The organism is Spongiibacter marinus, assembly GCF_016906995.1.
GTDB lineage: Bacteria > Pseudomonadota > Gammaproteobacteria > Pseudomonadales > Spongiibacteraceae > Spongiibacter > Spongiibacter marinus.
The window spans coordinates 65,819-91,673 of the sequence record NZ_JAFBBD010000008.1; the positions used below are offsets into that span (position 1 = coordinate 65,819).

The 25,855-nt window shown below is 55.0% G+C and carries 29 protein-coding genes; 25 read left to right on the top strand and 4 right to left on the bottom strand.

Features of this window, described 5'->3' with window-relative positions; translation table 11 throughout:
• Positions 1-84 precede the first annotated feature (84 nt).
• From HNR64_RS13000 to HNR64_RS13060, 13 genes are all read left to right on the top strand, one after another.
• Positions 85-960 carry a CoA transferase subunit A gene (locus HNR64_RS13000; RefSeq protein WP_338061855.1) on the top strand — a complete coding sequence of 292 codons (876 nt, stop codon included), beginning with the start codon at positions 85-87 and terminating at the stop codon, positions 958-960.
• A 21-nt stretch (positions 961-981) separates the two neighbouring features.
• Positions 982-1,785 carry a CoA-transferase subunit beta gene (locus tag HNR64_RS13005; protein ID WP_204996876.1) on the top strand — a complete coding sequence of 268 codons (804 nt, stop codon included), beginning with the start codon at positions 982-984 and terminating at the stop codon, positions 1,783-1,785.
• A gap of 75 nt (positions 1,786-1,860) precedes the next feature.
• Positions 1,861-2,928 (top strand): NAD(P)H-dependent flavin oxidoreductase, encoded by a 1,068-nt coding sequence (locus HNR64_RS13010; RefSeq protein ID WP_204996877.1) that lies wholly within the window; start codon positions 1,861-1,863, stop codon positions 2,926-2,928.
• Positions 2,928-3,683 (top strand): enoyl-CoA hydratase family protein, encoded by a 756-nt coding sequence (locus HNR64_RS13015; protein ID WP_204996878.1) that lies wholly within the window; start codon positions 2,928-2,930, stop codon positions 3,681-3,683. Before HNR64_RS13010 ends, HNR64_RS13015 begins: the two co-directional genes overlap by 1 nt.
• Before the next feature lie 46 nt (positions 3,684-3,729).
• Entirely contained in the window at positions 3,730-4,902 is a 1,173-nt protein-coding gene (locus HNR64_RS13020) for an acyl-CoA dehydrogenase (RefSeq protein WP_204996879.1), read from the top strand.
• A gap of 10 nt (positions 4,903-4,912) precedes the next feature.
• Entirely contained in the window at positions 4,913-5,962 is a 1,050-nt protein-coding gene (locus tag HNR64_RS13025) for an acyl-CoA dehydrogenase family protein (RefSeq protein ID WP_204996880.1), read from the top strand.
• Between the two features lie 44 nt (positions 5,963-6,006).
• Positions 6,007-7,155 carry an acetyl-CoA C-acetyltransferase gene (locus HNR64_RS13030; RefSeq protein ID WP_204996881.1) on the top strand — a complete coding sequence of 383 codons (1,149 nt, stop codon included), beginning with the start codon at positions 6,007-6,009 and terminating at the stop codon, positions 7,153-7,155.
• 196 nt (positions 7,156-7,351) lie between these two features.
• On the top strand, positions 7,352-8,236 hold the full coding sequence (locus HNR64_RS13035) for an SDR family oxidoreductase (protein ID WP_204996882.1): 885 nt from the start codon (positions 7,352-7,354) through the stop codon (positions 8,234-8,236).
• Positions 8,237-8,271: 35 nt separating this feature from the next.
• Entirely contained in the window at positions 8,272-8,811 is a 540-nt protein-coding gene (locus tag HNR64_RS13040; protein ID WP_204996883.1) for a YfaZ family outer membrane protein, read from the top strand.
• A 34-nt stretch (positions 8,812-8,845) separates the two neighbouring features.
• On the top strand, positions 8,846-9,997 hold the full coding sequence (locus tag HNR64_RS13045; RefSeq protein WP_204996884.1) for an acyl-CoA dehydrogenase family protein: 1,152 nt from the start codon (positions 8,846-8,848) through the stop codon (positions 9,995-9,997).
• A gap of 85 nt (positions 9,998-10,082) precedes the next feature.
• On the top strand, positions 10,083-11,273 hold the full coding sequence (locus HNR64_RS13050; protein WP_204996885.1) for an acyl-CoA dehydrogenase family protein: 1,191 nt from the start codon (positions 10,083-10,085) through the stop codon (positions 11,271-11,273).
• A 70-nt stretch (positions 11,274-11,343) separates the two neighbouring features.
• Positions 11,344-12,132, top strand: a complete 789-nt coding sequence (locus tag HNR64_RS13055; RefSeq protein WP_204996886.1) for an SDR family oxidoreductase — start codon at positions 11,344-11,346, stop codon at positions 12,130-12,132.
• Between the two features lie 92 nt (positions 12,133-12,224).
• On the top strand, positions 12,225-13,427 hold the full coding sequence (locus HNR64_RS13060; protein ID WP_204996887.1) for an acetyl-CoA C-acyltransferase: 1,203 nt from the start codon (positions 12,225-12,227) through the stop codon (positions 13,425-13,427).
• Positions 13,428-13,508: 81 nt separating this feature from the next.
• Here HNR64_RS13060 and HNR64_RS13065 read toward each other — a convergent pair whose 3' ends face one another.
• From HNR64_RS13065 to HNR64_RS13075, 3 genes are all read right to left on the bottom strand, one after another.
• A complete protein-coding gene (locus HNR64_RS13065; protein ID WP_204996888.1) occupies positions 13,509-13,889 on the bottom strand; it encodes a rhodanese-like domain-containing protein in 381 nt (126 codons plus the stop codon).
• Between the two features lie 27 nt (positions 13,890-13,916).
• Positions 13,917-14,570: a peroxiredoxin gene (locus HNR64_RS13070; protein ID WP_204996889.1), complete on the bottom strand. Its 654-nt coding sequence runs from the start codon at positions 14,568-14,570 to the stop codon at positions 13,917-13,919.
• Positions 14,571-14,757: 187 nt separating this feature from the next.
• Complete coding sequence (locus HNR64_RS13075) at positions 14,758-15,534, bottom strand: EAL domain-containing protein (protein ID WP_204996890.1); 777 nt, start codon at positions 15,532-15,534, stop codon at positions 14,758-14,760.
• Positions 15,535-15,831: 297 nt separating this feature from the next.
• Between HNR64_RS13075 and HNR64_RS13080 the strand changes: the two genes are divergently transcribed.
• From HNR64_RS13080 to HNR64_RS13130, 11 genes are all read left to right on the top strand, one after another.
• On the top strand, positions 15,832-16,593 hold the full coding sequence (locus HNR64_RS13080) for an SDR family NAD(P)-dependent oxidoreductase (RefSeq protein WP_204996891.1): 762 nt from the start codon (positions 15,832-15,834) through the stop codon (positions 16,591-16,593).
• 14 nt (positions 16,594-16,607) lie between these two features.
• Entirely contained in the window at positions 16,608-17,759 is a 1,152-nt protein-coding gene (locus HNR64_RS13085) for an acyl-CoA dehydrogenase family protein (RefSeq protein WP_204996892.1), read from the top strand.
• A 41-nt stretch (positions 17,760-17,800) separates the two neighbouring features.
• Positions 17,801-18,979, top strand: coding sequence for a thiolase family protein (locus HNR64_RS13090; protein ID WP_204996893.1), 1,179 nt, complete (start codon positions 17,801-17,803; stop codon positions 18,977-18,979).
• 403 nt (positions 18,980-19,382) lie between these two features.
• A complete protein-coding gene (locus tag HNR64_RS13095; protein ID WP_204996894.1) occupies positions 19,383-19,883 on the top strand; it encodes an SLATT domain-containing protein in 501 nt (166 codons plus the stop codon).
• Positions 19,870-20,658 (top strand): SMODS domain-containing nucleotidyltransferase, encoded by a 789-nt coding sequence (locus HNR64_RS13100; protein WP_204996895.1) that lies wholly within the window; start codon positions 19,870-19,872, stop codon positions 20,656-20,658. Before HNR64_RS13095 ends, HNR64_RS13100 begins: the two co-directional genes overlap by 14 nt.
• Positions 20,659-20,778: 120 nt before the next feature.
• Positions 20,779-21,318 (top strand): DUF4145 domain-containing protein, encoded by a 540-nt coding sequence (locus tag HNR64_RS13105; RefSeq protein WP_204996896.1) that lies wholly within the window; start codon positions 20,779-20,781, stop codon positions 21,316-21,318.
• 108 nt (positions 21,319-21,426) lie between these two features.
• Positions 21,427-21,921, top strand: coding sequence for a P-loop nucleotide/nucleoside kinase family protein (locus HNR64_RS13110; protein ID WP_239547851.1), 495 nt, complete (start codon positions 21,427-21,429; stop codon positions 21,919-21,921).
• Positions 21,922-22,130: 209 nt separating this feature from the next.
• Positions 22,131-22,541: a VOC family protein gene (locus HNR64_RS13115; protein ID WP_204996898.1), complete on the top strand. Its 411-nt coding sequence runs from the start codon at positions 22,131-22,133 to the stop codon at positions 22,539-22,541.
• A 646-nt stretch (positions 22,542-23,187) separates the two neighbouring features.
• Positions 23,188-23,568 (top strand): DUF4345 family protein, encoded by a 381-nt coding sequence (locus HNR64_RS13120; RefSeq protein WP_204996899.1) that lies wholly within the window; start codon positions 23,188-23,190, stop codon positions 23,566-23,568.
• 47 nt (positions 23,569-23,615) lie between these two features.
• The gene (locus tag HNR64_RS13125; protein WP_204996900.1) at positions 23,616-23,924 is read left to right on the top strand and encodes a DUF1330 domain-containing protein; all 309 of its coding nucleotides are present in this window, start codon (positions 23,616-23,618) and stop codon (positions 23,922-23,924) included.
• 40 nt (positions 23,925-23,964) lie between these two features.
• Positions 23,965-24,303: a DUF2834 domain-containing protein gene (locus HNR64_RS13130; protein ID WP_204996901.1), complete on the top strand. Its 339-nt coding sequence runs from the start codon at positions 23,965-23,967 to the stop codon at positions 24,301-24,303.
• Positions 24,304-24,342: 39 nt separating this feature from the next.
• Here the strand turns inward: HNR64_RS13130 and HNR64_RS13135 are convergent, their stop codons facing one another.
• Positions 24,343-24,843 (bottom strand): lactoylglutathione lyase family protein, encoded by a 501-nt coding sequence (locus HNR64_RS13135; RefSeq protein ID WP_204996902.1) that lies wholly within the window; start codon positions 24,841-24,843, stop codon positions 24,343-24,345.
• Positions 24,844-24,951: 108 nt separating this feature from the next.
• On the opposite strand from HNR64_RS13135, the gene HNR64_RS13140 reads away from it, so the two are divergent.
• Entirely contained in the window at positions 24,952-25,809 is an 858-nt protein-coding gene (locus HNR64_RS13140; protein ID WP_338061856.1) for a LysR family transcriptional regulator, read from the top strand.
• Positions 25,810-25,855 lie beyond the last annotated feature (46 nt).

Genomic DNA, 25,855 nt, shown 5'->3' on the forward strand with positions numbered 1-25,855 from the left:
GTAATTTCTAATGTTATGCGTAGCAGAGCTGCGTATGACGGATTGTCTCAAGCGGCAAACCTCGCTTTGTATTAAGGAGTGGACGTGAATAAAGAAATGGCTTTGCAGGAGCTCGTTGGCGAGCTACGCGATGGCATGACCATCGGTATTGGCGGCTGGGGGCCGCGTCGTAAGCCAATGGCGCTGATTCGCGAGATTCTCAAGTCTGATCTTAAAGACCTGACGATCGTGGCCTATGGCGGTGCAGATGTCGGCATGTTGTGTGCTGCCGGTAAGGTGAAAAAAGTGGTGTTCGCCTTCGTGTCGCTGGACTTTATTCCGCTGGAGCCCTATTTCCGCCAGGCTCGTCAAAATGGCGAGATTGAGGTGATGGAAATTGACGAGGGCATGATGCTGCTGGGCCTGCGCGCGGCAGCGTGGGGCTGTCCTTATATTCCCTCTCGCCTCGGTCTGGGAACCGATGTTGTTAACCTCAACCCAGACATCAAACTGGTCGACAGCCCCTATGATGAGAAAGAGTGGCTGGCAATGCCCGCACTGAAACTCGATGCGGCGCTACTGCATGTTGACCGCGCAGACCGTCGTGGCGTTTGCCAGATCAAAGGCCCCGATGTGTATATGGACGAGTGGATGGCGCGCGCGGCTGACAAGACTATCGTCAGCTGTGAAGAGCTGGTCGACACCGAATACTTTGCTCAGGGCGACGAAGCGCGTTACGTCTTCTGGGAACGCACCATGACCTCGGCGGTTATTCCGGTTGCCGGCGGTGCTCACCCCACATCATGCACGCCTGAATACGGCTTCGATGTGCCGCACTTCCAAGAGTACAACGCCTCGGCGAAAGAGGGCGGCTTTGAAGCCTACTTCGACAAATACATCAAGGGTCGCAGTGAAGCGGAATACCAGCAAGCTGTGGGTGGTATCGACGCCATCCGTCAACTGCCGCTGCCTGTTTACTGATCGGTCTGAGGAATTCTAGTTATGACTACCCCTGCAACAGAATACAGCCTGGCCGAGCTGATGATTTGTGCCAATGCCAGCGCTTATGACAATGACGGCGAAGTTCTGGTCACCGGCATCGGTGTGCTGCCGCGTATCGCCGCCAGCCTCGCCATGCTGAGCAGCAATACCGACATCATGATGACTGACTCCGAAGCGTGGTTGCTGTCGGAGCCCAATCCCGTCGGCAAACGCGATGCCGACTTCCAGCCGAAGGCGGAAACGTGGATGGGCTTTACCCGCATTTTTGACAACGTATGGAGCGGCCGTCGTCACCTGACCGGTGGGCCAACCCAAATCGACCGCTTCGCGCAGGCAAACATCTCAGCGCTGGGTGGCGATCACAGCAAGCCCAAGGTGCAAATGTTGGGTGTGCGTGGTTTCCCCGGAAACTCGATTTGTCACGCCAACAGCTACCTGGTGCCCATGCACAGCAAGCGCGTGTTTGTAGAAGGTGAGTGCGACGTGGTGTGCACCATTGGCTACAACCCGGATCGTCTGCCTAAAGGTTACAGCTTCGACGAGATCGATGTGCGTCAGGTGTACACCAACTTGGGTGTGTTCGACTTCCGTGGTCCCAACCGCCAAATGCAGATCGTTAGCCTTCACCCCGGCGTTACTGTGGAAGAGGTTCAGGAAAATACCGGCTTCCCGGTGCATGTTCCTGCGTCTATTCCAACAACGCCGGCTCCCACCGAAGAGCAACTGGACATTATCCGCCGCATTGACCCGCACAACCTGCGCGCCAAGCAGTTGAAGGATAACCCTCCGGGCGTTCGCGGCTAATACGGCCAGGCGCAACAAGCACCGGCCTGTAATGCAGGTCGGTGCTTTGTCGATTCAACGCAGAGCTAATTATTTATGTCGACGCTACTCGATACCCGCATTACCGAATTACTGGGCTGTAAATACCCCATTATCCAAACCGCGATGGGCTGGGTTGCCGACCCGAAACTGGTTGCGGCCACTGGCAATGCCGGTGGTTTTGGTTTTCTGGCTGGGGCAACCATTCCGCCCGAGCAAATGGAAGCCAATATTCTAGAAGTGAAGTCGCTAACCGATGCGAACTTCGGCGTGAACTTCCATATGTATCAGCCCAACGCCGCTGAGATTATTGATCTGGTGATCAAGCACGGCGTTAAGGCGGTGAGCTACTCGCGCTCGCCAGGTAAAGAGATGGTTGCTCGCCTGAAAGAGGCTGGCGTGGTCTGCATGCCAACCGTGGGTTTGCCCAAGCACGCCATCAAGGCAGTAGAGATGGGCGCTGATGCCGTCGCCGTTCAAGGCGGCGAGGGTGGCGGTCACACCGGTGCAATCCCCACGACCCTGTTACTGCCACAAGTGGTGGACGCCGTGGGTGACAAAGTGCCGGTCCTGGGTGCGGGCGGCTTTAAAGATGGTCGCGGTTTGCTGGCGGCACTGGCCTATGGGGCTGACGGCATCGCCATGGGAACACGCTTCTTGTTGACCAAAGAAAGTCCTGTTCCCGAAGCGACCAAGCAGCGCTATCTCGCCTGCAAAGACCCCGGTGCCATCATTCGCAGTGAAGCCCTCGACGGCCTGCCGCAGCGCATGATTTTGAATGACTTCCTCAGCGAGCTGGAGAAAGCCGGCCCACTGAAAAAACTGATTATCGCCTTGCGCAATGGCTTGGCCTTTCGCAAGTTCACCGGCGCCAGCATGACCTCCCTGCTGCGCTCTGCGCTCGCCATGACCAGCAGCGGCGACATTACTAAGTCGCAGGCCATTATGGCGGCGAATGCACCGATGATTATTCAAAAAGCCATGGTCGATGGCCGCCCGGACGAAGGCGTGCTGCCCTCTGGCCAGGTGGCAGGTGTTATCGATGAATTACTGAGTTGTGAAGACCTGATTCGCAGCATTGTCGACGAAGCCGAGTCGCGCTTCGCAAAAATGGGGAACGCATAATGAGCAAGCCATATACCCTGAGCATCAGCGACAGCGGTGTTGCTGAACTAATCTTCAATAAGCCACCAGTTAACGCCTTTGACAGTAACGGCTGGCTGGCCATCGCTGCCGAGATCAATACCCTGAGCGACAACGACGCGGTGCGCGTAGTGATTATCGCTGCCGAGGGTCGCGGCTTTTGCGCCGGTGTTGATATCAAAGAGCTGGCGGCAAACCCCGCCATGATTACCCGCGTCAACAAGGGTAACTACGACACCTTCAAAGCGATTCACCGCTGCCGCAAGCCGGTCATTGTCGCGCTGCATGGCTTCGTACTTGGTGGTGGTATTGGTATCAGTGGTGCCGCCGACATCATTGTGGCATCGGAGTGTGCGACCTTTGCCGTACCGGAAGTTGACCGCGGGGCAATGGGCGGCGGCGCTCACTTGCAGCGCATGTTCCCGGTGCAGAAAGTGCGCTACATGTACTTCACCGGTGAGGCTATCGATGCGCAAGAGGCCTATCGCCTGGGCGCCATTGAAAAGGTGGTTCCCCGCGATCAACTGATGGCAACTGCCCGCGATATTGCCGACAAAATTGCCGAGAAATCACCGCGCATGATCGAGCTGGCCAAGGAAGCCCTCAACGGTGTGGAAGACGGCAATTTGGAAGACAAATACCGCTGGGAGCAGGGCTTTACGCAAGAGGCCTATGCCGAGCCAGACTCGCAAGAAGCCAAAGACGCCTTTGTTGAAAAGCGCGACGCCAAATTTTGATTAACGGCGGGCACCGCCCGCCGCTGAACCGAGACGAGAATCACCCATGAAACTCGAATACACCGCAGAGCACCAAGCCTTTCGCGAAGAAGTTCGCAGCTGGTTAAAGGCCAATGTTCCCGCCGAGCCCTTGAAGTCCTTCGACACCGAAGAAGGCTTCCAGCAGCACCGCGAGTGGGAGGCCAAATTGTACGAAGGCCGCTGGGGCATGATCACCTGGCCAGAGGAAATGGGTGGCCGCGGCGCCGACCTGATGCAGTGGTTGATCTTTGAAGAAGAGTACTACGCAGCGTCTGCGCCACTGCGGGTAAACCAAAACGGCATCTTCCTGCTTGGCCCCACCCTGATGGAGTACGGCACCGAAGAGCAGAAAAAGCGCTTCCTCAATGGTATGGCCACCGGCAAGGATATTTGGTGTCAGGGTTGGTCTGAGCCGAACGCCGGTTCTGATATGGCTGCCATCCGCTCGCGAGCAGACCTTAGCGAAGACGGTAGCCACTACATTATCAACGGTCAAAAAACCTGGTCGACCCGCGCGGTATGGGCCGATTGGTGTTTTGGTATGTTCCGTACCGACCCAGAGTCAGAGCGCCATCGCGGCCTGACCTTTATTCTGGTGCCACTGGACAGCGAGGGCATTACCGTTCGTCCTATTCCTCAGTTGGACGGCTTGCCGGGATTTGCTGAAATCTTCTTCGACAATGTCAAAGTACCTGTCGACTGCCGCCTGGGCGGTGAGGGTGAGGGCTGGAGCGTGGCGATGGCCACCGCGGGTTTTGAACGCGGTTTGATGCTGCGCTCACCGGCGCGTTTCCAGGAAACGGCCAAACGCTTGGTAGAGCTCTACAAAGCTAACCAAGAAACGGCCGATGAAGACCCCAGCATTCGCGAAGCAGTACTGCGCGCCTATATGGATGCCGAGGCGTACTGCCTGACGACCTACCAAACGGCCTGCCGTCTAATGCAGGGTGGAAAAATCGGTGCCGAGGCCTCGACCAATAAAATTTTCTGGTCTGAGCTCGACCAGCAAATGCACGCCACCGCGCTGAAAATTCTTGAAATCCGCGGCGAGCTGCTGCCCGAGTCGCCCGATGCCGGTGACGTTGGCCGCTGGTTAGACGGTTGGCTGTTTGCCCAGTCCGGGCCGATTTACGCCGGCACCAACGAGATTCAACGCAACATCATTGCAGAGCGTATGCTCGGCATGCCGCGCAAATAAGGAGACTGACATGGACTTTACCTTTAGCGAAGATCAGCTCTTGTTTCAGGAATCAGTGCGCGACTTTCTGGTGAATGAAATTACCCCCGACAAAATTCGTCAGCTGTGGGAAACCGATAGCGGTCGCAGCGATGAACTGTGGCAGCAATTGGCCGAGTTGGGCCTGACCGGGCTGACAGTTCCCGAAGACTTCGGCGGGCTGGGCATGAACGAACTGGACTTCGTCCTGCTGGCTCAGGAAGCCGGATACGTCGCCCTGTCTGAGCCGCTGGTGAATAGCGTGCTAGTGGCTACGCCGCTGCTTAGTGAATGTGGTAACAGCGCGATTGCAGAGCAGTGGTTGCCAAAAATTGCCTCGGGTGAGGCGCGTGCCGTGGTGGGTCTGGCGGTGAACAAGTTGGTCGAAGACGCCCACTGCGCGGATTTGCTGTTGCTCGAAAAAGACGGCGCGATCTATGCGGTAGAGGCCGCCAATGCCAGCCTGCGCGCCAACGAATCTGTCGACCCCGGTCGCAAATTGTTTGCTGTGGACTTCGACCCCGCGGCGGCGGTTTGTCTGGCCGACGGCGATACTGCCCAGGCGTTGCTCAACAAAGCGCTGAATCGTGGCGCACTGGGTGTGGCAGCGCAGTCGCTGGGTCTGGCTCAACGAATGATTGATCTGTCGGTGCAATACACCAGCGAGCGCAAGCAGTTCGGCGTGGCCATTGGCAGCTTCCAGGCCGTTAAGCACCACATGGCGAATATCGCCTACAAACTGGAATACGCCAAAACACCGGTTTATCGCGCCGCCTATGACATTGCCAACGACACGCCGCGCGCAGAATTGTCGGTGAGCCACGCGAAACTGGCCGCCTGTGAAGTGGCCGACCTCGCGGCGAAAAACAGCATCCAGGTTCACGGTGCGATGGGTTACACCTGGGAAGTGGACCTGCACATCTTTATGAAGCGCGCCTGGGCATTTAACAGCAGTTATGGCACGGCGGGCTTCCATAAAAATCGCGTGGCCGCCGCACTGCTGGCCGATAACGCCGCACTCGGTGCTGGCGCAACTTTTTAATTGACGGTTATCGCCTGCTGAGCGGGCAATAAGAGGAAACTATCATGGCAGAAGCCTATATTGTCGATGCAGTGAGAAGCCCCACCGGGCGTCGCAAGGGCGGCTTGGCGCAGATCCACGGCGCCGACCTCGGCGCTCACGTGCTCAAAGCCATTGTTGAGCGCAACGGCATTCCCGATAACGAATACGACGATGTGATCTTCGGCTGCGTCGATACCATCGGCCCCTTGGCCGGTGACATCGCGCGCACGGCTTGGCTGGCAGCGGGCCTGTCGCAAGAGGTGCCGGGCACGACTATTGACCGTCAGTGTGGTTCCTCACAGCAGGCGGTTCACTTCGCGGCGCAGGCGGTAATGTCTGGCACGCAAGATGTGGTAATCGCCGGCGGCGTGCAAACCATGACCCAGATCCCCATTTCTTCGGCCATGACAGCCGCTGAGCCACTGGGCTTTAAAGACCCGTTCTCCGGCTCTGAAGGCTGGGTTGCCCGTTACGGCGCTAAGCCGCCAACGCAATTCAACTCCGCGCAGATGATTGCCGACAAGTGGGAGCTGAGTCGTCGCGATCTGGAAGAGTACTCGCTGGAATCGCACCGCCGCGCATTGCAGGCGATTAAAGAAGGCCGCTTTGACCGTGAAGTGCTGCCCCTGGCTGGCGTTCAACACGATGAAACGCCCCGCGAGACGAGCTTGGAAAAAATGGCCGAGCTGGATTACCTGTTCGGTTGCGACAAAGTCACTGCCGCGGTGTCCAGCCAAACCTGTGACGGCTCAAGCGCCGTGTTGGTGGTGAGCGAAGCGGCGCTCAAGCGTTATAACTTAACGCCGCGTGCACGTATTCACCATATGAGTGTGCGCGCTGACGACCCAATTTGGATGCTGACTGCGCCGATTCCTGCCACGGAGTATGCGCTGAAAAAAGCCGGCATGAGCCTGGCGGATATTGATGTTGTTGAAATCAACGAAGCCTTTGCCTCAGTCGTCATGGCGTGGCTTAAGGAAACCGGCTACGACCACGCTAAAACCAATATCAACGGCGGCGGCATTGCTCTGGGTCACCCACTTGGGGCGACCGGCACGCGCTTGATGACAACGCTGTTGCATGAGCTGGAGCGCAGCGGCGGTCGCTATGGTTTGCAGACCATGTGTGAGGGTGGTGGTCAGGCCAATGTCACCATCATCGAGCGTCTATAGCGGAACGCCATCTGCAAGCGGCTGGCGGCGTTACCAAGCCTTTTTAAGACGGTCATTTACGGCTTTGTAAACTCCCGACTTAAAACGTCTCGGCGCCTTGCCAGCCACACGCAGCTGACGCTCTCAGTAGCGGTGGTCATTCCAATTTAAGCGCGCCGTGTGATCGGCGCAGAGAAGAAACAAGAGAGGATCTGCAATGGGTATTTGTCAGGATCGTGTAGTGATTATCACCGGTGCCGGTGGTGGTTTGGGCGCGGCACACGCCAAGGTATTTGCCAGTGAAGGCGCCAAGGTGATCGTTAACGATATTAATCAAGACGCTGCGCAAAAAGTGGTCGACGAGATTACGGCCGCTGGCGGCACCGCGATTGTTAACACCTCGGATATCACCAACTACGACGATAGCCTCAATGCGGTAAAGCAGGCCATTGATACCTTTGGCGACCTGCATGTGGTGCTGAACAACGCGGGTATTAACCGCGACCGCATGTTCGCCTCAATGACCGAAGCCGATTGGGACGCCATTATGGCGGTTCACCTGAAGGGCCATTTCTGCATCACCTCCCATGCGGTTCACTACTGGCGCGGTCAGTCCAAAGAGGGCAAGGCCGTGGATGCACGCATTATCAACACCACCTCCGGTGCTGGCCTGCAAGGCTCTGTTGGTCAGTCGAACTACGCAGCGGCCAAGGCCGGTATTGCGGCGCTTACGCTTAACCAGGCCGCCGAGCTGGCGCGCTACGGTATTACTGCCAACGCGATCGCGCCAGCGGCCCGCACAGGCATGACAACTGCCGTTGAATCCATGGCGCAGCGCATGGCCAAGCCGGACGATGGCAGCTTTGACTATTGGGCGCCGGAAAACGTGTCGTCATTATTGGTGTGGTTGGCTAGCGCAGAAGCAGCCTCAGTGAGTGGCAAAGTGTTTGAAGCCGAGGGCGGCAAAATTTCCATTGCCGATGGCTGGCGCAAAGGCCCCGAGGTCGATAAAGGCGATCGCTGGGCACCAGCGGAAGTTGGCCAGGCTGTCGAGAAGCTATTGGCAGAGGCAGTTCCCGCGCAGAAAGTGTATGGTAGCTGATTTTCTAGGACATCAATCCACGGAGAATCAACACCATGAAATCACCGCTACTCGCTGCAGTACTGCTTGCCACCACCGCGCATAGCGCCCTGGCGGGAGGCGTTGCCTTCCGCTTTGGCGATGAGAGCTTTGGAGCATCGATTGCCGGCGACATCGGCCCGGAAACCAGTGCGCAGTTCGACTGGTTGCACCACGAAGACGATGCAGACCTGCTGTCTGCCGGCCTGTATGCCAACGGCCGTCGCGGCGCCTTAACCGGCCGCGTGGGTGCCAAAGCCGTGACGCTGACGGCCGACGACAGCGGTTTCGATGGTGGCGTTATGGCCTTTGGCGGTGATCTGAGTCTGCCACTGAACGACGTACTACGTTTGCGCGGCGGTATTTACTACGGCCCTGAAGCTACTGGTTTTAGCGACGTGGACGGCTACAGCGAATGGTCGCTTAGCGCTGAAATATCAATCTTTCAAAACTCAGCAATTCAGCTGGGATTTGGTGACATCGAATTCGACGCCGAGAAGGGCGGTGAGTTCGACTTTGAAGACGGTCCCTTTGTGCGCTTGCAGCTGCGGCTGTAAGGTCACGGGGTCTCCGTCGTGAACTGGAGTCTGTATGGATTTTGCGTTTACCGACGAACAGCAAATGATCCGCGATACGGCGGAGGCCTTTCTTAAAGATACATCCACCAGCGAAGCGGTGCGCACCGCAATGGTGTCTGAGCTGGGTTACGATGCCGAGCTATGGCAGCGCCTGTGTGGTGAGATGTACTGGCAAGCCATTCATATTCCCGAGGCCTACGGTGGTCTCGGGCTTTCCTATATCGAGCTGATCGCCATTGTTGAACAAATGGGCCGCTACCTGCTGTGCGCGCCGTATTTCTCAACCGTGTGCCTGGCCACCAATGCACTGCTGTGTGCGGGTTCCGAAGAGCAAAAAGCCGAGCACCTGGGCGCGATTTGCGAAGGCAAAACAGCCACGCTGGCGTGGAGCAATACTGGCGGCTGGACGGCCGACTCGGTCAGCGCCAGCGTGCGCAAGGACGGCGACGATTATCTGCTAAACGGTGACTACCGCTATGTTATCGACGGCGCCAGTGCCGAATTGCTGATTCTTGCGGCTAAAGAAGAAGGTAACAATGCGGTGCAGCTGTTCGCTGTGGATGCCACAGCGGCCGGTATTGAACGCCAAGCACTACCGACCATGGACCAGACGCGTCGCCAGGCAGCCATACAACTTAAAGACCTGCGCGTGCCTGCCGGTGCCAAGCTGACGTGTGAGTCAGACGATGCGGCCGATGCACTGAATAAAACCCTGCAACTGGCCACTGTTGCCCTGGCAGCAGAGCAAGCGGGCGGCATGCAGCAATTGCTGTCTTCAGCGGTGGAGTACACCCAAGAGCGCAAGCAATTTAATCGCCCGATTGCTAGCTTCCAGTCTATTAAGCACAAAGCGGCCGACATGATGATGCGCAACGAAGTGGCGCGTTCATCCATTTACTACGCGGCCTGTGTTGCCGACGAAGCCCTCACTGGTGGCGAGCTTAGCGCCGAACTTCCCGAAGCCGCCAGTATCGCCAAGGCCTGGTGCTCCGAGGCGTATTTCAAAAATGCTGGCGAAGCCATGCAGATGCACGGCGGTGTGGGCTTCACCTGGGAATACGACGTTCACCTGTATTTCAAACGCGCCAAAGCCAGCGAACACCTGCTGGGTAACAGCGATCAACACCGCGAAAATATTGCCTCCCTGCTGCTCGACGGCGAATAGCCACAAAGTAATAAGCAGCCATTGGCAGGCAAATAGATCGCGCGACGATCTGCGTGTGCAACGAATACGCTAAGCGAGAGCAAGTATGAAATTACAATTCAGCGAAAAAGACGAAGCCTTCCGCAAAGAGATTGCGGGCTGGTTGGCCGACAATCTTACCGGTGAGTTTGCCCAGCTCAAATTTCGCGGTGGCCCCGGCGACGAGCATATGTTCCCCGAGGAGCGCAAACGCTGGGAGCAAAAACTGGCCGAAGGCGGTTGGACCTGTGTGGGTTGGCCAACGGAATACGGCGGCCGTGGTTTGTCGATCGAGCAGCAAGTTATTTTTTATGAAGAATACGCCCGCGCTGGTGCGCCCGGTCGTATGGGGCATATCGGCGACGGCCTTACCGGACCGACACTAATTGCCTTTGGCAGCGAGGCGCAAAAAGCCAAGTATCTGCCGGGTATTCTGGCGGGCACCGAGTTCTGGTGTCAGGGCTATTCCGAGCCGGGAGCTGGCTCAGACCTGGCCAATGTAAAAACCAAGGCCCGCTTTGACGAGGCGAAAGGCAAGTGGGTAATCAATGGCCAGAAGGTCTGGACCTCACTGGCCCACGAGTCGGAATACTGCTTTGTTATCGCCCGCACCGACCCTGATTCAAAAGCGCATAAAGGGCTGGGTTTCTTCCTGGTAAAAATGGATCAACCCGGGGTGACGGTGCGCCCCATCGAGCAAATTACCGGCACGTCAGAGTTTAACGAAGTGTTCTTTGACGACGCCGAGTGCGATGCCGATGACATTGTTGGCGAACCCGGCGACGGCTGGAAAGTGGCGATGGGCTTGCTCGGTTTTGAGCGCGGCGTATCCACACTCGGTCAGCAAATGGCCTTCCAAAACGAGCTCAACGAGGTGGTAAAACTGGCCCGTGAAAACGGCGCAGCTAATGACCCTCAGATCCGCCAGCGAATTGCCCAGGCTCACATTGGCCTGAAAATTATGCGCTACAACAGCATGCGTATGCTGTCTGGCGACAAGGGGGACGGCAGCCTGCAAAAAGAGGCGCTGATCTACAAACTGTACTGGGCGAGCTGGCACCGCGACCTCGGTGAGCTGGCGGTGGATATTATGGGGCCAGAGGCGACGATTTTGCCGGAGGGGCCCTACGAGCTGAACCGTCTGCAGTCGCTATTCTTGTTTACCCGCTCAGATACCATTTACGGCGGCACCAACCAGATTCAGCGCAATATTATTGCCGAGCGCGGCTTGGGAATGCCCAAAGAACCCAAGTGGTAATGCCGTAACAAACAACCACAACGACAGTTAAAAGCGCGCTGCGCTGATCGGCGCGCAATGGAGCGATAGAATGAGTGTGAAGATTCCAGAATACGTGGCAGGCCACGGCCTGCTCAAGGGCAAGTCGGTATTGATTACCGCCGCGGCAGGTGCCGGCATTGGCTTTGCGGCGGCTAAGCGCGCCGTGGAAGAGGGCTGCCGGAGTATTGTTATTAGCGACATCCACGAGGGCCGCTTGAACGACGCCGTGGAGCGTTTAAAAAGCGAAACGGGCTTGGAGCAAGTTGCTGGTAAAGTCTGCAATGTTGCCGTCGAGGATGATGTTCAGGCGCTGATCGGTTTTGCTGAAGAGTTCTGCGGTGGCGTGGACGTACTGATTAACAATGCTGGCCTTGGCACCACCAAGTCATTGATCGACATGGAAGACGCCGAGTGGGACAAGGTCATCGACGTTACCCTAAATGGCACCATGCGTATGACTCGCCAGATGATGCGCACCATGAAGGCTCGCGGTGCTGGCGTGATCGTTAACAATGCCTCGGTACTGGGCTGGCGCGCGCAAAAAGAGCAGTCTCACTATGCCGCTGCCAAGGCGGGTGTGATGGCGCTGACGCGTTGCGCGGCGCTGGAAGCAGCCGATTTTGGCGTTCGTATTAACGCCGTGTCGCCGTCGCTGGCGGTTCACCCGATGCTGAAGAAATCAGCGCCAGAGGAATTGCTGGCCGAACTGGAAGGCCGCGAAGCCTTCGGGCGCGGCGCCGAGGTGTGGGAAGTGGCTAACGTCATGATGTTTTTGGCGTCGGATTATTCCAGCTACCTGACCGGAGAAATCATCAGCTGCTCTTCGCAACGGGCCTAAGGCGCGTTAGGCTATCGCAGCCAGCACAGAGCTAATAGAATTCAATCCCGGCGTCGCACGGACATGCGGCGCCTAAGCGAACGAGGTTCAACATGAAAGAAGCCGTCATCGTCTCTACCGCCCGTACCGGCATGGGTAAATCCTTTCGCGGTGCCCTGAACGACACCGAAGCCCCGGCAATGGGTGGTCACGCGGTAAAAGCCGCGGTGGAAAAAGCGGGTATCGACCCCGCATCGGTTGAAGATGTGATCATGGGCGCCGCTGCACAGCAGGGCACACAGGGCTACAACCTGGGCCGTCTGTGTAGCGTAGCTGCGGGTTTGCCTGACACCACGGCAGGCATGACTATCGACCGCCAGTGCAGCTCTGGTTTGATGACCATCGCCTGGGCCGCTAAGTCGATTATGTGTGACGAAATGGACGTTGCCGTTGCCGGTGGCCTGGAGTCGATTTCGCTGGTGCAAACCAAGCACAAGAACACCTACCGCAACGTTTCAAAAACGGTGACGGAAATCGATCCCACGGCGTATATTCCGATGATCGAAACCGCAGAGATTGTTTCCGAGCGCTATGGCATCAGCCGTGAAGCGCAGGATGAATACGCGCTGCAAAGCCAGATGCGTGTTGCGGCGGCGCAGGAAGCCGGTTTGTTTAACGACGAGATCGTGCCCTTTGCGACGCGCATGTCAGTGTTTAACAAAGAAACCAAAGAAGTTACTTACAAAGACGTGGTGCTGGATCGCGACGAGTGCAATCGCCCCTCCACCACACTGGAAAGCCTGCAAGGTCTGGCGCCGGTTTGGAAAGACGGCCAGTGGGTGAAAGAAGGTCGCTTCATTACTGCCGGTAATGCCTCGCAGTTGTCAGACGGCGCCTCAGCCAGCGTATTGATGGAAGCCAAGCGCGCCGAGCAATTGGGCCTGGCACCTCTGGGCGCTTACCGCGGTATGGCTGTTGCCGGCTGCAAGGCCGACGAAATGGGCATTGGTCCCGTGTTTGCGATTCCCAAGCTGCTTAAGCGTCAGGGTTTGAAAGTCGACGATATCGGCATCTGGGAGCTGAACGAAGCCTTCGCCTGTCAGGTAATTTACTGCCGCGACCAGTTGGGTATCGACAACAACAAATTGAACGTGAATGGCGGCGGTATCTCTATTGGCCACCCCTTCGGTATGAGTGGTGCGCGTCTGGTGGGCCACGCCTTGCTGGAAGCCAAGCGTCGCGGTGAAAAATACGCCGTGGTGACCATGTGTATCGGTGGCGGTATGGGCGCTGCAGCGCTGTTTGAAGTGTTCTAAGAAATTATAAAAAAAGCCAAAACTGGCAGGAAGTAAAAACCGCTATGGTGAGAGCCATAGCGGTTTTTTTATATCAGCGACTTATTCAAAATCCGGCAGGTTTGGCGTGACCACCGCTTGGTCGGCCGCTTGCCAGGCTTCGATACCGCCAGCAAGCGAGACCACCTGCTGATAGCCCATTTCCTTCATTGCTGCGGCTGCCAGCGCTGAGCGGCCACTACTTTTACAATAGAGCACCACTTTCTGCATGCGGTCAGCCAGGGCCTCCTCGCTGCTGAGTTTAAACTCCAGCACACCGCGTGGAATATTGATTGCGCCCTCAATATGCCCGGCGTGAAATTCATCTTCCTCACGCACGTCTATAAGGTAGTCAGCATCGGCTATCGCCTGCTTGGCCTCGTCGACATTAACTTCCTGAATGTGGCCTTTTGCCTCTTCAACCATATCGTGAACGGTTTTCATGGTTTCTCCCTTACACGTGGCCGCGTTTTACAAAGACTTGGTACAGAAGTAGAAGTCGGTGCAGTCATAGTCGTTGGACGCCATGCGGGCATTTACATCAGCGGCGGTTTTGGCAGGTGGAACAATCACCTTGTCGCCTTTTTTCCAGCCTTCGGGGGTGGCTACGCCGTGTTCTTCACTGGTTTGCAGTGCTTCCAATAGGCGCAAAAACTCGGGAATTGAGCGGCCGTTACTCATCGGGTAGTACACCATTGCACGCAGCACGCCGTTGGGGTCGATGATAAAGGTCGCGCGTACCGCCGAGGTATCGCCCGCACCCGGATGGATCATGCCGTAGGCTTTGGCAACGTCCATCTTCAGGTCTTCGATAATCGGGAAGGGAATTTCCACACCGAAGTTCTGCTGAATATTACGCATCCAGGCAATGTGGGAGTGAATACTGTCTATCGATAGACCGAGTAATTCACAGTTGAGTGCGGCAAAGTCGGGGGCCGCTTTGGCAAAGGCGATAAATTCCGTTGTGCACACCGGGGTAAAGTCGGCGGGGTGGGAAAACAGCACCAGCCATTTACCGCGGTAATCGCTCAACTGCTTTTGGCCGTCGGTCGTCAGGGCATTAAAGTCGGGAGCAGGTTCGTTGATCCGTGGTAGTCCGGCCACGGGCTGTTGGGTGTCTTCCATCGCAATAGGCTCCGGTAGTGAAAAGTGAGTCTCTAACGTAGCGCCTTAGCGTAATAACTTCAAGGAATATGGTTATTCTAATTTGGAATATATGATTTTACATTTGCTGAGGCCGTGTCGGTGGGGGCGGCTAAATCAACGCTAAGGACAGTATTTATGCAGGGGGAATACCAGCGAGCTGGCAGAGTCAGCGCTTGCTGAGCTGGGAGTCCAGGAGTTGTCGCGCGGCCTCGAGGGTCAGGCCTTCGCCAAAGTAGCGGCCTTGTACAATACGGGCACCCTGCGCGGCGGCGGCGTCCAGGCAGTGTCGGTTGCCAATACCGTCCACCACGCAACGCCATTGCTGGCTTGTGGCCGCGTCAACGAGTTTGCGTAAGTTGTCGGAGGCTTTGGTGCTGGTGGTCAGCCGTTGGCCGAGGCCCGGAGGTGTCACCACTTCGTGAATAACATCCCTGCTTACTTTGCTCAGGGTGTTTGGGTCTTGATAGAAATCCCGAATCGATATTTTAAAACCAAAGTCGATGAGTCGGCCAAGTGTTGGCAAGTGGTTGTAGAAGTCGTCGAACAAGGTGGGGGGCAATTGCAGAGTGATGTCCCGTGCTGAGGCACCGCTGTCGTGAAATATCTGTGTCACAGCATTAAAAAAGCCCTCGCTGGCCAGCTCGCTGGGCCGCAGGGTGATACTCAAGGGAAAGTGATGGCCCATACGCAGCAGCTTGGCATGGGCTTTGAGCGCGCGCAGCAAATAGTAGAGGAAAAAGCCGATACGCTTATTGTGGCGATCAAGAATGCCCAATATGGCTGACTTGGTTAAGGTCTCGTAGCCATCTTTTGCCCAAACCAGATTGGTGTCCATGCCGGTGACCACGCCCTTACCGAGGTCAACCTGGGGAGAGAAGCGCAATTCGAACTCGTGCTTGTCTACCCCGTTAATAATGTCATCAATGCTGATGTCGGTGTTCATCGGTGGCCGGGCTCTCCGTTTGCCAATGGAGCAAAACCGAGGCTGAACAGGCGCCACTACTGCTATGCCAATGCTGAGCCGAACGGGTTAATACACATAAAGTATATATGGGTATTAGTATATTGCCTAACGCTTCCCGTTTGTTGAAAGGCCTAAGCTGCATTTTTTAACAAATTTCCTGCCGCAATATGTCATGGCTTGCCGCTGGGGGCTGGGCGACACTGCTGTCACTGAAAATTGGCCGCCAGCGGTGGTGCTGTATGCGGCCAGCATAACGAGAGAGCAAAGAGGAAGATCATGGAGTTTAACGGCGTTGCAGCAGTAGTGACCGGCGGGACATCGGGTTTGGGTGAGGGGGCCGCACGTGCCCTGGCAGCAGAGGGATGTAAGGTCGCCATTTTTGACCTGCAGGAAGAGCGCGGTCGCCAGGTTGCCGATGAACTTGGCGGTATTTTCGTGCGCTGCAATGTGTCGTCTTCAGAAAGTGCTGAGGCCGCTTTTGCCGCCGCGCGCGAGGCCCACGGCCCCTGCGGTATTGCCGTGAACTGTGCGGGCATTGCGCCGGGTTCACGCATTCTGGGGAAGAGCGGCCCCATGCCGCTGGAAAATTTCGACAAGGTGATTCAAGTAAATTTGGTCGGCAGCTTTAATGTTATGCGCTTGGCGGCGGCAGATATGGCCAGTCGCGAGCCCAATGCCGACGGTGAGCGCGGCGCAATCGTCAATACCGCCTCAGTGGCAGCGTTTGAAGGCCAGATCGGTCAGGTTGCCTACAGCGCCTCTAAGGGCGGTGTTGTGGCCATGACTCTGCAAGCCGCACGTGAATTGGCGCGCGAGGGCATTCGTGTAAACACCATCGCGCCGGGTTTGTTTATGACGCCGATGATGGCGGGCTTCACCCAAGAGGTGCAAGACAGCCTCGCCGCCACACTGCCGTTCCCCCAGCGCCTTGGGCAGCCAAAGGAATACGGTATGTTGGTTGAGCAGATCGTTAAAAACCCCATTCTCAACGGTGAAACCATTCGCCTGGACTGCGCGCTGCGCATGGCCCCGCGTTAATTCGGAGAAGCGCAATGACAAACGAGGTAAATCGCGAAGAACTGGCTATGTTTGCCGACATGCTCGGCAAAGTACTGGAAGCCGAAGTAGCGCCCCATTACGAGCGCTGGGACGAAGCGGGCATTGTACCCCGCGAGCTCTGGAACACCCTGGGTGAAGCTGGCCTGCTATGCGTCGATGTAGAGGAAGACTGCGGCGGTTGCGGCGTTCCCTTTGAATACTCAACACTGGTTGCCAGCGAAATTGCGCGCATGGGCTACGGTGCCCTGGCCACGAACGTGATGGTGCACTCAGATATTGTTGCACCGTATATCAGCCACCTTGCCAACGAGGAGCAAAAGCAATACTGGCTGCCGAAAATGGTCAGCGGGGAGGTGGTAGGCGCCATTGCCATGACCGAGCCGGGGGCGGGTAGTGACCTGCAAGCCATGCGCACCACCGCCAAAAAAGACGGTGACGACTATATTCTCAATGGCTCCAAAACCTTTATCACCAACGGCCAGCACGCCGGCATGGTCATTGTGGCGGCGAAAACTGACCCCACGGCCGGTGCCCGAGGCATTAGCCTGTTCCTGGTCGATACCTCCTTGCCGGGCTTTGAACGCGGCCGAAACCTCAGCAAGATCGGCCAGCACTGTGGCGATACCTCAGAGCTGTTCTTTGAAGACTGCCGCGTACCCGCCTCGGCGCTGTTGGGGGAAGAGGGCAAGGGCTTTGCCTACCTGATGCAAGAGCTGCCGCGCGAACGCTTGGTGATCGGCGTGATCGCTTGCGGGGCGGCGCGCGGTGTGCTGGATCTGACCATCGACTACGCCAAAGAGCGCGAGCTGTTCGGACAAACGCTCAGCCAACTGCAAAACACCCGTTTCCGCATTGCCGAAATGGAAAGTGATGCCCAAGTAAATGCGGCGTTTGTCGAGCAGTGCATACAGCAATACAAGCGTGGTGAACTGGATACCGCCACCGCCTCGATGGCCAAATACAGCGCAACGGAAATGCAGTGCCGGGTTGCCGATGGTTGCTTGCAGTTGTTTGGTGGCTACGGTTACACAACGGAATACCCGGTATCCCGCGCCTTTACCGATGCCCGCGTACAGCGAATATACGGTGGTACGTCAGAGGTAATGAAAGAAGTGATCGCTCGCTCGCTGCTGGGTAGAGGCTAGTGGCCCACCCACGCTAAACGCACACGAATAGGAAACCAATTATGACAGATAACGTTGTTATTCTCGGTGCTGCGCGCACCGCTATGGGCGGCCTGATGGGAAGCTTGAGCAGTGTCGCCTCGCCGACGTTGGGCGCGGCATGTATCGCCGAAGCCGTGTCGCGAGCAGGCCTGGACGCATCTGCTGTGGAAGAGGTGATTATGGGCTGCGTGTTGCCCGCTGGCCTGGGCCAGGCACCTGCCAGACAAGCCTCGCGGGCGGCCGGCCTGCCCGACGCCACGCCCTGTACCACTGTTAACAAAATGTGCGGCTCCGGCATGCAAGCCGTCATCGCCGCACACGACTCCATCAAAGCGGGCAGCAACGGCATTATGGTTGCTGGCGGTATGGAAAACATGAGCCAGGCTCCCTACCTGTTACCCAAAGCGCGTGGCGGTATGCGTATGGGCCACGGCGAAGTGATCGACTCCATGTTGTTCGACGGCCTGCAAGACGCCTACGAGGGCGGCTTAATGGGGGTGTTTGCTCAGCGTAGCGCTGACGACTACAATATCAGTCGCGAAACCATGGACGACTTTGCCATCGCTTCGCTAAGCAAAGCCGTGGCAGCAATGGAAAGCGGCGCCTTCAACGATGAAATTGTGCCGGTCACCGTTTCCGGTCGCGGTGGCGACACGGTCGTCGATGCCGACGAACAACCGCCCAAAGCGAAGCCTGAAAAAATCCCCAGCCTGAAACCCGCCTTCGCGAAAGACGGCACCGTAACGGCGGCAAACTCCAGCTCCATTAGCGATGGTGCCTCTGCCTTGGTGTTGGCATCGGAAAGCGCGGCGGCAAAAGGCGGTGCAACACCCATTGCGCGGATCGTCGCCCACGCCAGCCATGCCCAACTACCGGCAGAATTTACCCTAGCTCCCATCGGCGCCATCAATAAAGTGTTGGATAAAGCCGGTTGGCGTCTCGACGACGTGGACCTGTTTGAAATTAACGAAGCCTTTGCCGTGGTCACGCTGCTGGCTATTCAAGAGCTCGGTTTAGATGCCGACAAGGTCAACATACACGGCGGCGCCTGTGCACTGGGCCACCCCATCGGCTCCTCCGGCTCACGAATAATCGTTACCCTGATCAACGCGCTTAAACAGCGCGGCCTAAAGCGCGGCATCGCCTCCCTGTGTATCGGTGGTGGTGAGGGCACAGCAGTCGCGATAGAACTGCTGTAACCGCAAACCCCACCAACGTAGTACACCCCCACAAGGCCTCTTACCATGAGGCCTTTTTATTGCCAACAAAAAGCCGAGTGTTGCGCCTTCCGCGCTGCGCGATAATCCCGTATATTTTGACTCAACGAGCAGGCTTGCTCGTTTTTCCAGCAAGGAATGCGCGTTAATCCTGAGCGATTTTCAAAAACGTGCCGCAAAACAGCCACATAAGGAAATATGGGCAATATCTATGAGATCCCGCCTTCAAGATTTACACGCATGCGCGTTATTCCTGTCGCGTATTTTCAGAGGCAGCACTGATTTTTCCGTTGATTCAAACTCTTATGGCACTTTTCGTCAGAGTAGCGCATGGGCAAAACGATTGTGCGCGATATACGTATTTTAGACGACAAGGAAACGGTAGATGAGAGATCAAGCGCAAATGGCCCTTCAAGATGAAATGCTTCGACTAGAAGAGGACTGCCAACACTCTGCTAAAGGCCACTACGCAGCGTCGGAAATTTGGGGAGTGGCGCATTACATTGTTGGCCTCCCGGCTACTGTGCTTGCAGCTGTCGCAGGCCATCAAGCGCTAAACTCTAATGAGCAGTTAGCTGGCTCTATCGCTTTGCTCGCGGCAGCAATTACAGCCGTCCTCACATTTCTTGACCCGGCATCTAAGCGTCAGTCGCATTTGTCATCTGCCAATCAATACAACACCCTTGAGAAGGCTTGTCGGCTAATCAGAACAGTTAAGTCCTTGACGCAAGGGCATTCTGGTTGTTTGTCCGAATTTGAAAAGCTAGCTGAAGAACGCAAGCATTTGAATCTTTCCTCCCCCCACATTCCTTCCGTTGCATATGTGATTGGAAAGCGGCGTATTACCAAAGGGCAAACAAAGTACAGGGTGGATGATGTCGGTTAAGTCGCATTTAGACTCCATCGCCTATGGCGCAATACTACGGGACGTTGAGAAGGACTCGATTCAAACATCGATCTCAACGATCCAAACCAGGTTAGGAATATGGTTTTCTGGGGAGCTGGATACACACTTTGCATTTGGCTCATATACCCGCGGAACGATTTTGCCGAGGGCTTATGATCAAAAGTCTGACATCGACTACATGGTCGTCTTCAGCGATGCTTCATACAAGCCACAAACGTACATCGCAAAATTGAAACGATTTGCAGAGGTGTACTACTCGACATCCGAAATTTTCCAGTCTAGTCCAACGCTGGTTCTAAACCTCAATCACATAAAGTTTGAATTGGTCCCGGGCAAGAAGGGGTGGTTGGGGGATCTGGAAATTTCTGCACCAGCGAGCGACTACAGTGAATGGATCGAAACGAGTCCGAACACATTCAATACTGAACTATCGGAAAAGAACAAGCAGCACGACTACAACATAAAGCCGATGATAAGGGTTTTGAAGTATTGGAACGCTAATGCGGGTTATGTGTTTCCTTCGTATGAATTGGAGCAACACTTGGTGCGGCAGTGGTATTGGAGTGGTAATGACCTCAAGAGTTTGGTTTACACCGCGTTTGACTCTCTCGAGCTAGATATTTTCGCACCATCGTGGAAACAACAGAAAGTCGCCCAAGCTAAGCAGGTCATAGCTAGTACAAAGTACTACGAAAACGCGGGCTTGCCGGTTTCCGCAGAATCAGAGATCACGAAAATACTGCCGGATGTCTAGAAAGTTGCCGTACAACAAATCGTTGCAGGTGACGTTTAATCCGCCACCCACTTTTGATACCGCAAAAGTGGGTGCGTCTCAAATGCACTTGATCTCATGCGTTAAGCGTCAAGGAGAGATATGAAGATTATCGCTGGTTTCGTTACTCTACTATTTCTAGGGTTGGCATTCAGTCATCTCTTCGTAGATAGCTTTAAAGTTGATGCAATTGCCATTGCGCTTTTAACGCTAGCTGTACTACCTTGGCTCTTTCCGTATTTGAAGTCACTCGAGTTACCCGGTGGAGTAAAGATTGAACTCAAAGATGTTCAGCAGGCCTTTGAAAAGGTGGCCTCCGAGACGGACGGCGAGGAAAGTTCATCACCTCAGAATATCGACCCTCAGCTTGCACTTGTAGCTCTACGAATTGATATCGAAAAGCTTATTCGCTCCTATCAAACAGACATAGGCGACAAAAACAGCTCACTATCTATTCGGCTACAGGTTCTTGCAAATGAAGGTGTGCTAACTCGAGAGGTGGCTGATGGTGTACTCGAGATAATTAAGTTAGGAAACTCTGCAGCTCATGGCGTAGAAGTAGACAAAGATGCAGCAGAGTTCGCTTTGTTTAAATCAAACTCAATTATCAAACAGCTAGAGGCACAGCTAAAAAGTGCTTAACAATGCAAAACAGCGGTTGACCCGCCACCCACTTTTGCTGCCGCAAAAGCAGACGTCGCCTCAAGCGTACCTGGGCTTAGGCGCTAATAATCAAAATAGGAAGCAATGATGAACAAAGGAAAATTGACCTTCTTCTGTGGGAAAATGGGGGCAGGAAAGTCCACCAAAGCAAGCGAAATCGCACAGAAAAGCAATGCGGTATTGCTTTCAGAAGATGAATGGCTTGCGTCACTTTACCCAGATAAGATTTCGTCACTAAATAACTATATCGAATATTCAAATCTACTTAAGCCGCAGATTAAAAAGCTTGTTCAATCCATATTATCTACGGGAACCGATGTGGTGATGGACTTTCCGGCAAATACGCTGTCACAAAGAGATTGGTTTCGGAGTATTTTCTCCGAGATTGAGGCGCCACATAATTTGATATACATAGACCTGACAAATGCGGGTTGCTTAAAACAGATTGAAAAACGGCGCAAAGAACAGCCAGAAAGATGTGCAACAGATACACCAGATATGTTTGAGCAGGTTACAAGGTATTTTATGGCTCCTACGCCTGAGGAAGGCTTCAATACAACCACAGTTGCGCAGAGTCCATAGTAAGCCACCGCTGCGGAAAATATACTCGTCGGGTGCCTCCTGGCGCTTCTAAATTTCTGCAGAGCGCAGCGTTTAAAAGTATATTAATTGGTTTTCAAATATTTATTCGCAACGTCGGTCATATTGCAGTGGCTGCGACCTAGGGCAATAGGCAAACCACTCCGTTAAGTGCAATTCGATCGGATCGCCTATGGGCGATAGGAGATAAAATGGACGTTAAGTGTATTGCAGGGTTTGCGGCAATAACGAAAGACCCGGCAGCGAGCGCATCCCTTTATCAAGATGCTTTAGGTTTGCCATTGGAAGCGATGGATGACTATCGTTTTATGGACAGGTTTCCCGGCGCGAATCACTTTGGCGTATGGCCGCTGGCGATGGCAGCGCAGTCCTGCTTTGGTCAGGATGAATGGCCGGCGGAGTTTGCTGAGCCTACCTCAACCATAGAGTTTGAGCTGGCCGATGCAGCGGCGGTCGAGGCGGCCGTGTGTGAAATGAAGGAGAAAGGGCAGGCTTTTATTCATGAGGCGCGCAAGGAGCCCTGGGGGCAGACAATTGCTCGCTTTATGAGCCCTGAGGGTGTGTTAATTGGGCTTAGTTACGCCCCTTGGCTTCACGAATAACTTATAGTCACCACTGCCCAGCGGGTGCTGGGGCAGGGGTGGGCCGCTTGACTTTGCGAGTCTTCGCTGACTGTCTACAGGCCGGGGCATCGAACCCCGGAAGGTGTAACGACTTTTATCGAGCCTTGAATCGCTTTTGGCTGCGAAGCTTGAGTAGCCACGAGGACCGGTTCTTTTCTGCGTCGTGGAATACGGCGATGGTGAAGAAAAACATCAGTAAAAGTATCACGTGAGCCGCTAAACTGATGCCAAAGTAGATGATGCTCCCTACGTACATAGCGAAACTGAAGCTCCACATAGCGGCCAGGATCGTCATGATATAAAACCGGCTAACAGGGTCTGGTATGTGTCTTAGCGGATTTCTGTTTGAGTCAAAAATGTAGGTGTAACCGTCGTATATGCGAAGTAGTAATTGTTTCATGGCGGATGCTCTTATTGTGATTTATGGTAAGAGCTTTACGGTTCGTGGTTGCCTTTGGATTCGAGCCCATCTGCGCGACGCACCGGCTTTAGGCAGCGTAGCCGGAGGCGTAGAGGTATCTAGCGCTATTTTTCGAAAGGCTTGCACCGCGCATATCGGATAACGGCTATCAGGCGAGAGCCTTTTTTTGTTAGCAGCCTGACTACGACAGGAGCACTGATTACTATGAGCAAAGTCTTTGTACTTGCCACGGCCTTGATTTTCTTTGTATACGGCCTGCTGTTCTTTGCCATGCCACTAGAGACCTTTGGCTTTGTTGTTGATGGCTCGGTGACATCCAGTTCTGCGGTTATCGATTTGCGAGCGACCTACGGCGGCATGTCGGCAGCAGTGGGGGTGATCTTGTTGCTGCTGGCCAGCAACGTAAACACTCTGCGGGTTGCTGTGGTTAGCGTTTTTTTGTTGATGTTTGGCATGGCGTTTGGACGCTCTTTGGGCATATATCTTGATGGCGGTGCAAACGCTTATATGTACGGCTATCTCATTTTGGAGTTGGCAGCATGCGCAATTGCGCTGCTGTTAATGAGAATTGATGCAGGAAAATAGCGGCAGTTGTCCGCTGTTTACAGGCCATTAGCGATGTGGAGGAATCTATGAGCCACTATACATTTGCCACGCTAGCATTAACGGATTTTGCCTGGACAGAGCGTTACCAGGTTGAGGTGCCAAAGATCATTGAGCAGTACAACGGGAGGATATTGGCCCGCACAACGAATGTAGAGGTTGTTGAAGGTGACGCTCCGCAGCCGCACGTGGTGTTGTTAGTAGAGTTCCCTAGCCGGGAACACAGCGAACGCTTTTACAACAGCCCCGAATACAAGCCGTATTTACAGGCGAGACAAAGCGGGGCGAAGGCAAATCTATTCAGCTTTTCGGGCGAGGACACGATAGCAACGTCGTAATACACTGGCTCGCTAAAAATAGAAATAGTCAGGGGGCGTGATGACAGAGTCTGTTTTCAGGGGGCTGCTGGTTTTGGCTGCGGTATTTTTCACCGTGTTCTTCTCTGCGGTGGTTGTGCCGCCGTTGTTGGAAAACCCGGATATTATCGGCGCGTTCGCGGCGGGTTTTGTAAACCCATTTTCAACGGGCTACTCAACCGATGTATTGGTGTGTTGGGCGGTGTTGGCGGTCTGGGTGGTTTTTGAGGCCAGGCAATACGGCGTTCGGCATGGTTGGGTGTGTTTGCTTGTTGGCGTGGTGCCAGGTGTCGCGGTGGGATTTGCCGGGTATCTACTGCTGCGTGCCAGGCAGGTGAGGCAGCAGGCGAATGAAGCTTGACGCTTACCGATAGCCCCCGATAGCGGGGGCGAGCACGTGTTAATAGGCGCCTTCGCTGTAAATCAATTCATAGCTGTGGCTGTAAATTTCTAGAATATTGCCGAAGGGGTCTTCCATGTAGATCATCCGGTAGGGCTTTTCTCCGGGATAGTAATAGCGGGGTTTTTCCATACGTTTTTTGCCCCCGGCAGCGACGATACGTTCCGCGAGTTCCTCTACGTTCGGGTCTTGGACGCAAAAATGGAATACGCCGGTTTTCCAGTATTCAAAGTTATTGTCGGGGTTGCTTTGGTTATTGAATTGAAACAGCTCCACGCCAATGCGGTCGCCCGTTGACAGATGGGCAATGCGGAAGCAGCCCCAACCTGCGCCAAATACGTCTGTGCACATTTCTCCAATGGCGCTCTCGTCTTCCACAATCTCGGTCGGCGCCATAATCAAATACCAGCCCATCACTTCGGTGTAGAAGCTAACGGCCTCATCGAGATTGGGTACGGAAATGCCAATATGCGAAAAATTGCGTGGGTAAACCTGCTTCATCTTTCCTGCTCCTAGTGGTGAACAACGAGGGCAGATTACATAGTGAAAATAATAACGTAAAATTATCATTCGTCATTTGAATGATTAATAAATGTAATGATAAATGCAGTGTGGTTACGCAGTTTTTGCACGCTGGTTGACGTGGGCCATTTCACGCGCACGGCTCAGCAGCTGCATATGACGCAGTCTGGTGTTAGCCAGCATATTCGCAAGTTGGAAGAGCAGCTGGGAGTGGAATTGCTGGTGAGAGAGGGCAAGCAGTTTCGGTTATCGCCGGCAGGGGAGCGCCTTTATGCCGAGGCCCAGGGGATTTTACTGTCGCTGGCGAACTTGGAGCATGCGGTCAGTGAAGACCCGCCCTTCGAGGGGCGGGTTCGCGTGATGTCGCCGGGTAGTGTTGGCTTAAAGCTTTACCCCAAACTTTTGGCGCTGCAGCGCCAACACCCTAAGCTTATTATTGAGTATCGCTTTGCGCCCAACTCAGAAGTAGAGCAAGCACTTGCCGAGGCGAAGATTGATATCGGCCTTATGAGCGCCAGGCCGACCACTGCCGAACTGAGCGCCAGACCAGTGACTGAAGAGCCGTTATTGCTGGTCACGCCAGCCTCGCTTAAGAAACCGAATTGGCAGTCGCTGCTTGCCCTCGGTTTTATTGATCACCCCGATGGAAGCCATCACGCGAACTTACTGCTCGGCGCTAATTTTCCCGAGTTCCAGCACTGTGGTCAGTTTGAGCGAAGGGGGTTTTCTAATCAAATTGGCCTGATTTTAGAGCCGGTGAGTATGGGCCTGGGGTTTACTGTTTTACCAGCGTATGCGGTTGAAGCCTTCCATAACCAGAAGAAGATTCGCATTCACCGCCTTGCCCAGCCCGTCAGCGAAAGTCTATACCTATGCGTGCCACGGCGTGGTGCACTGGCCCGCCGAACGGAAACGGTCATAGCGGAAGCGGAGCGCTGGCTGTAAAACGGCGATAACTATCTTATTGCGCTCTTGCCGTGCTGAAGGTGAT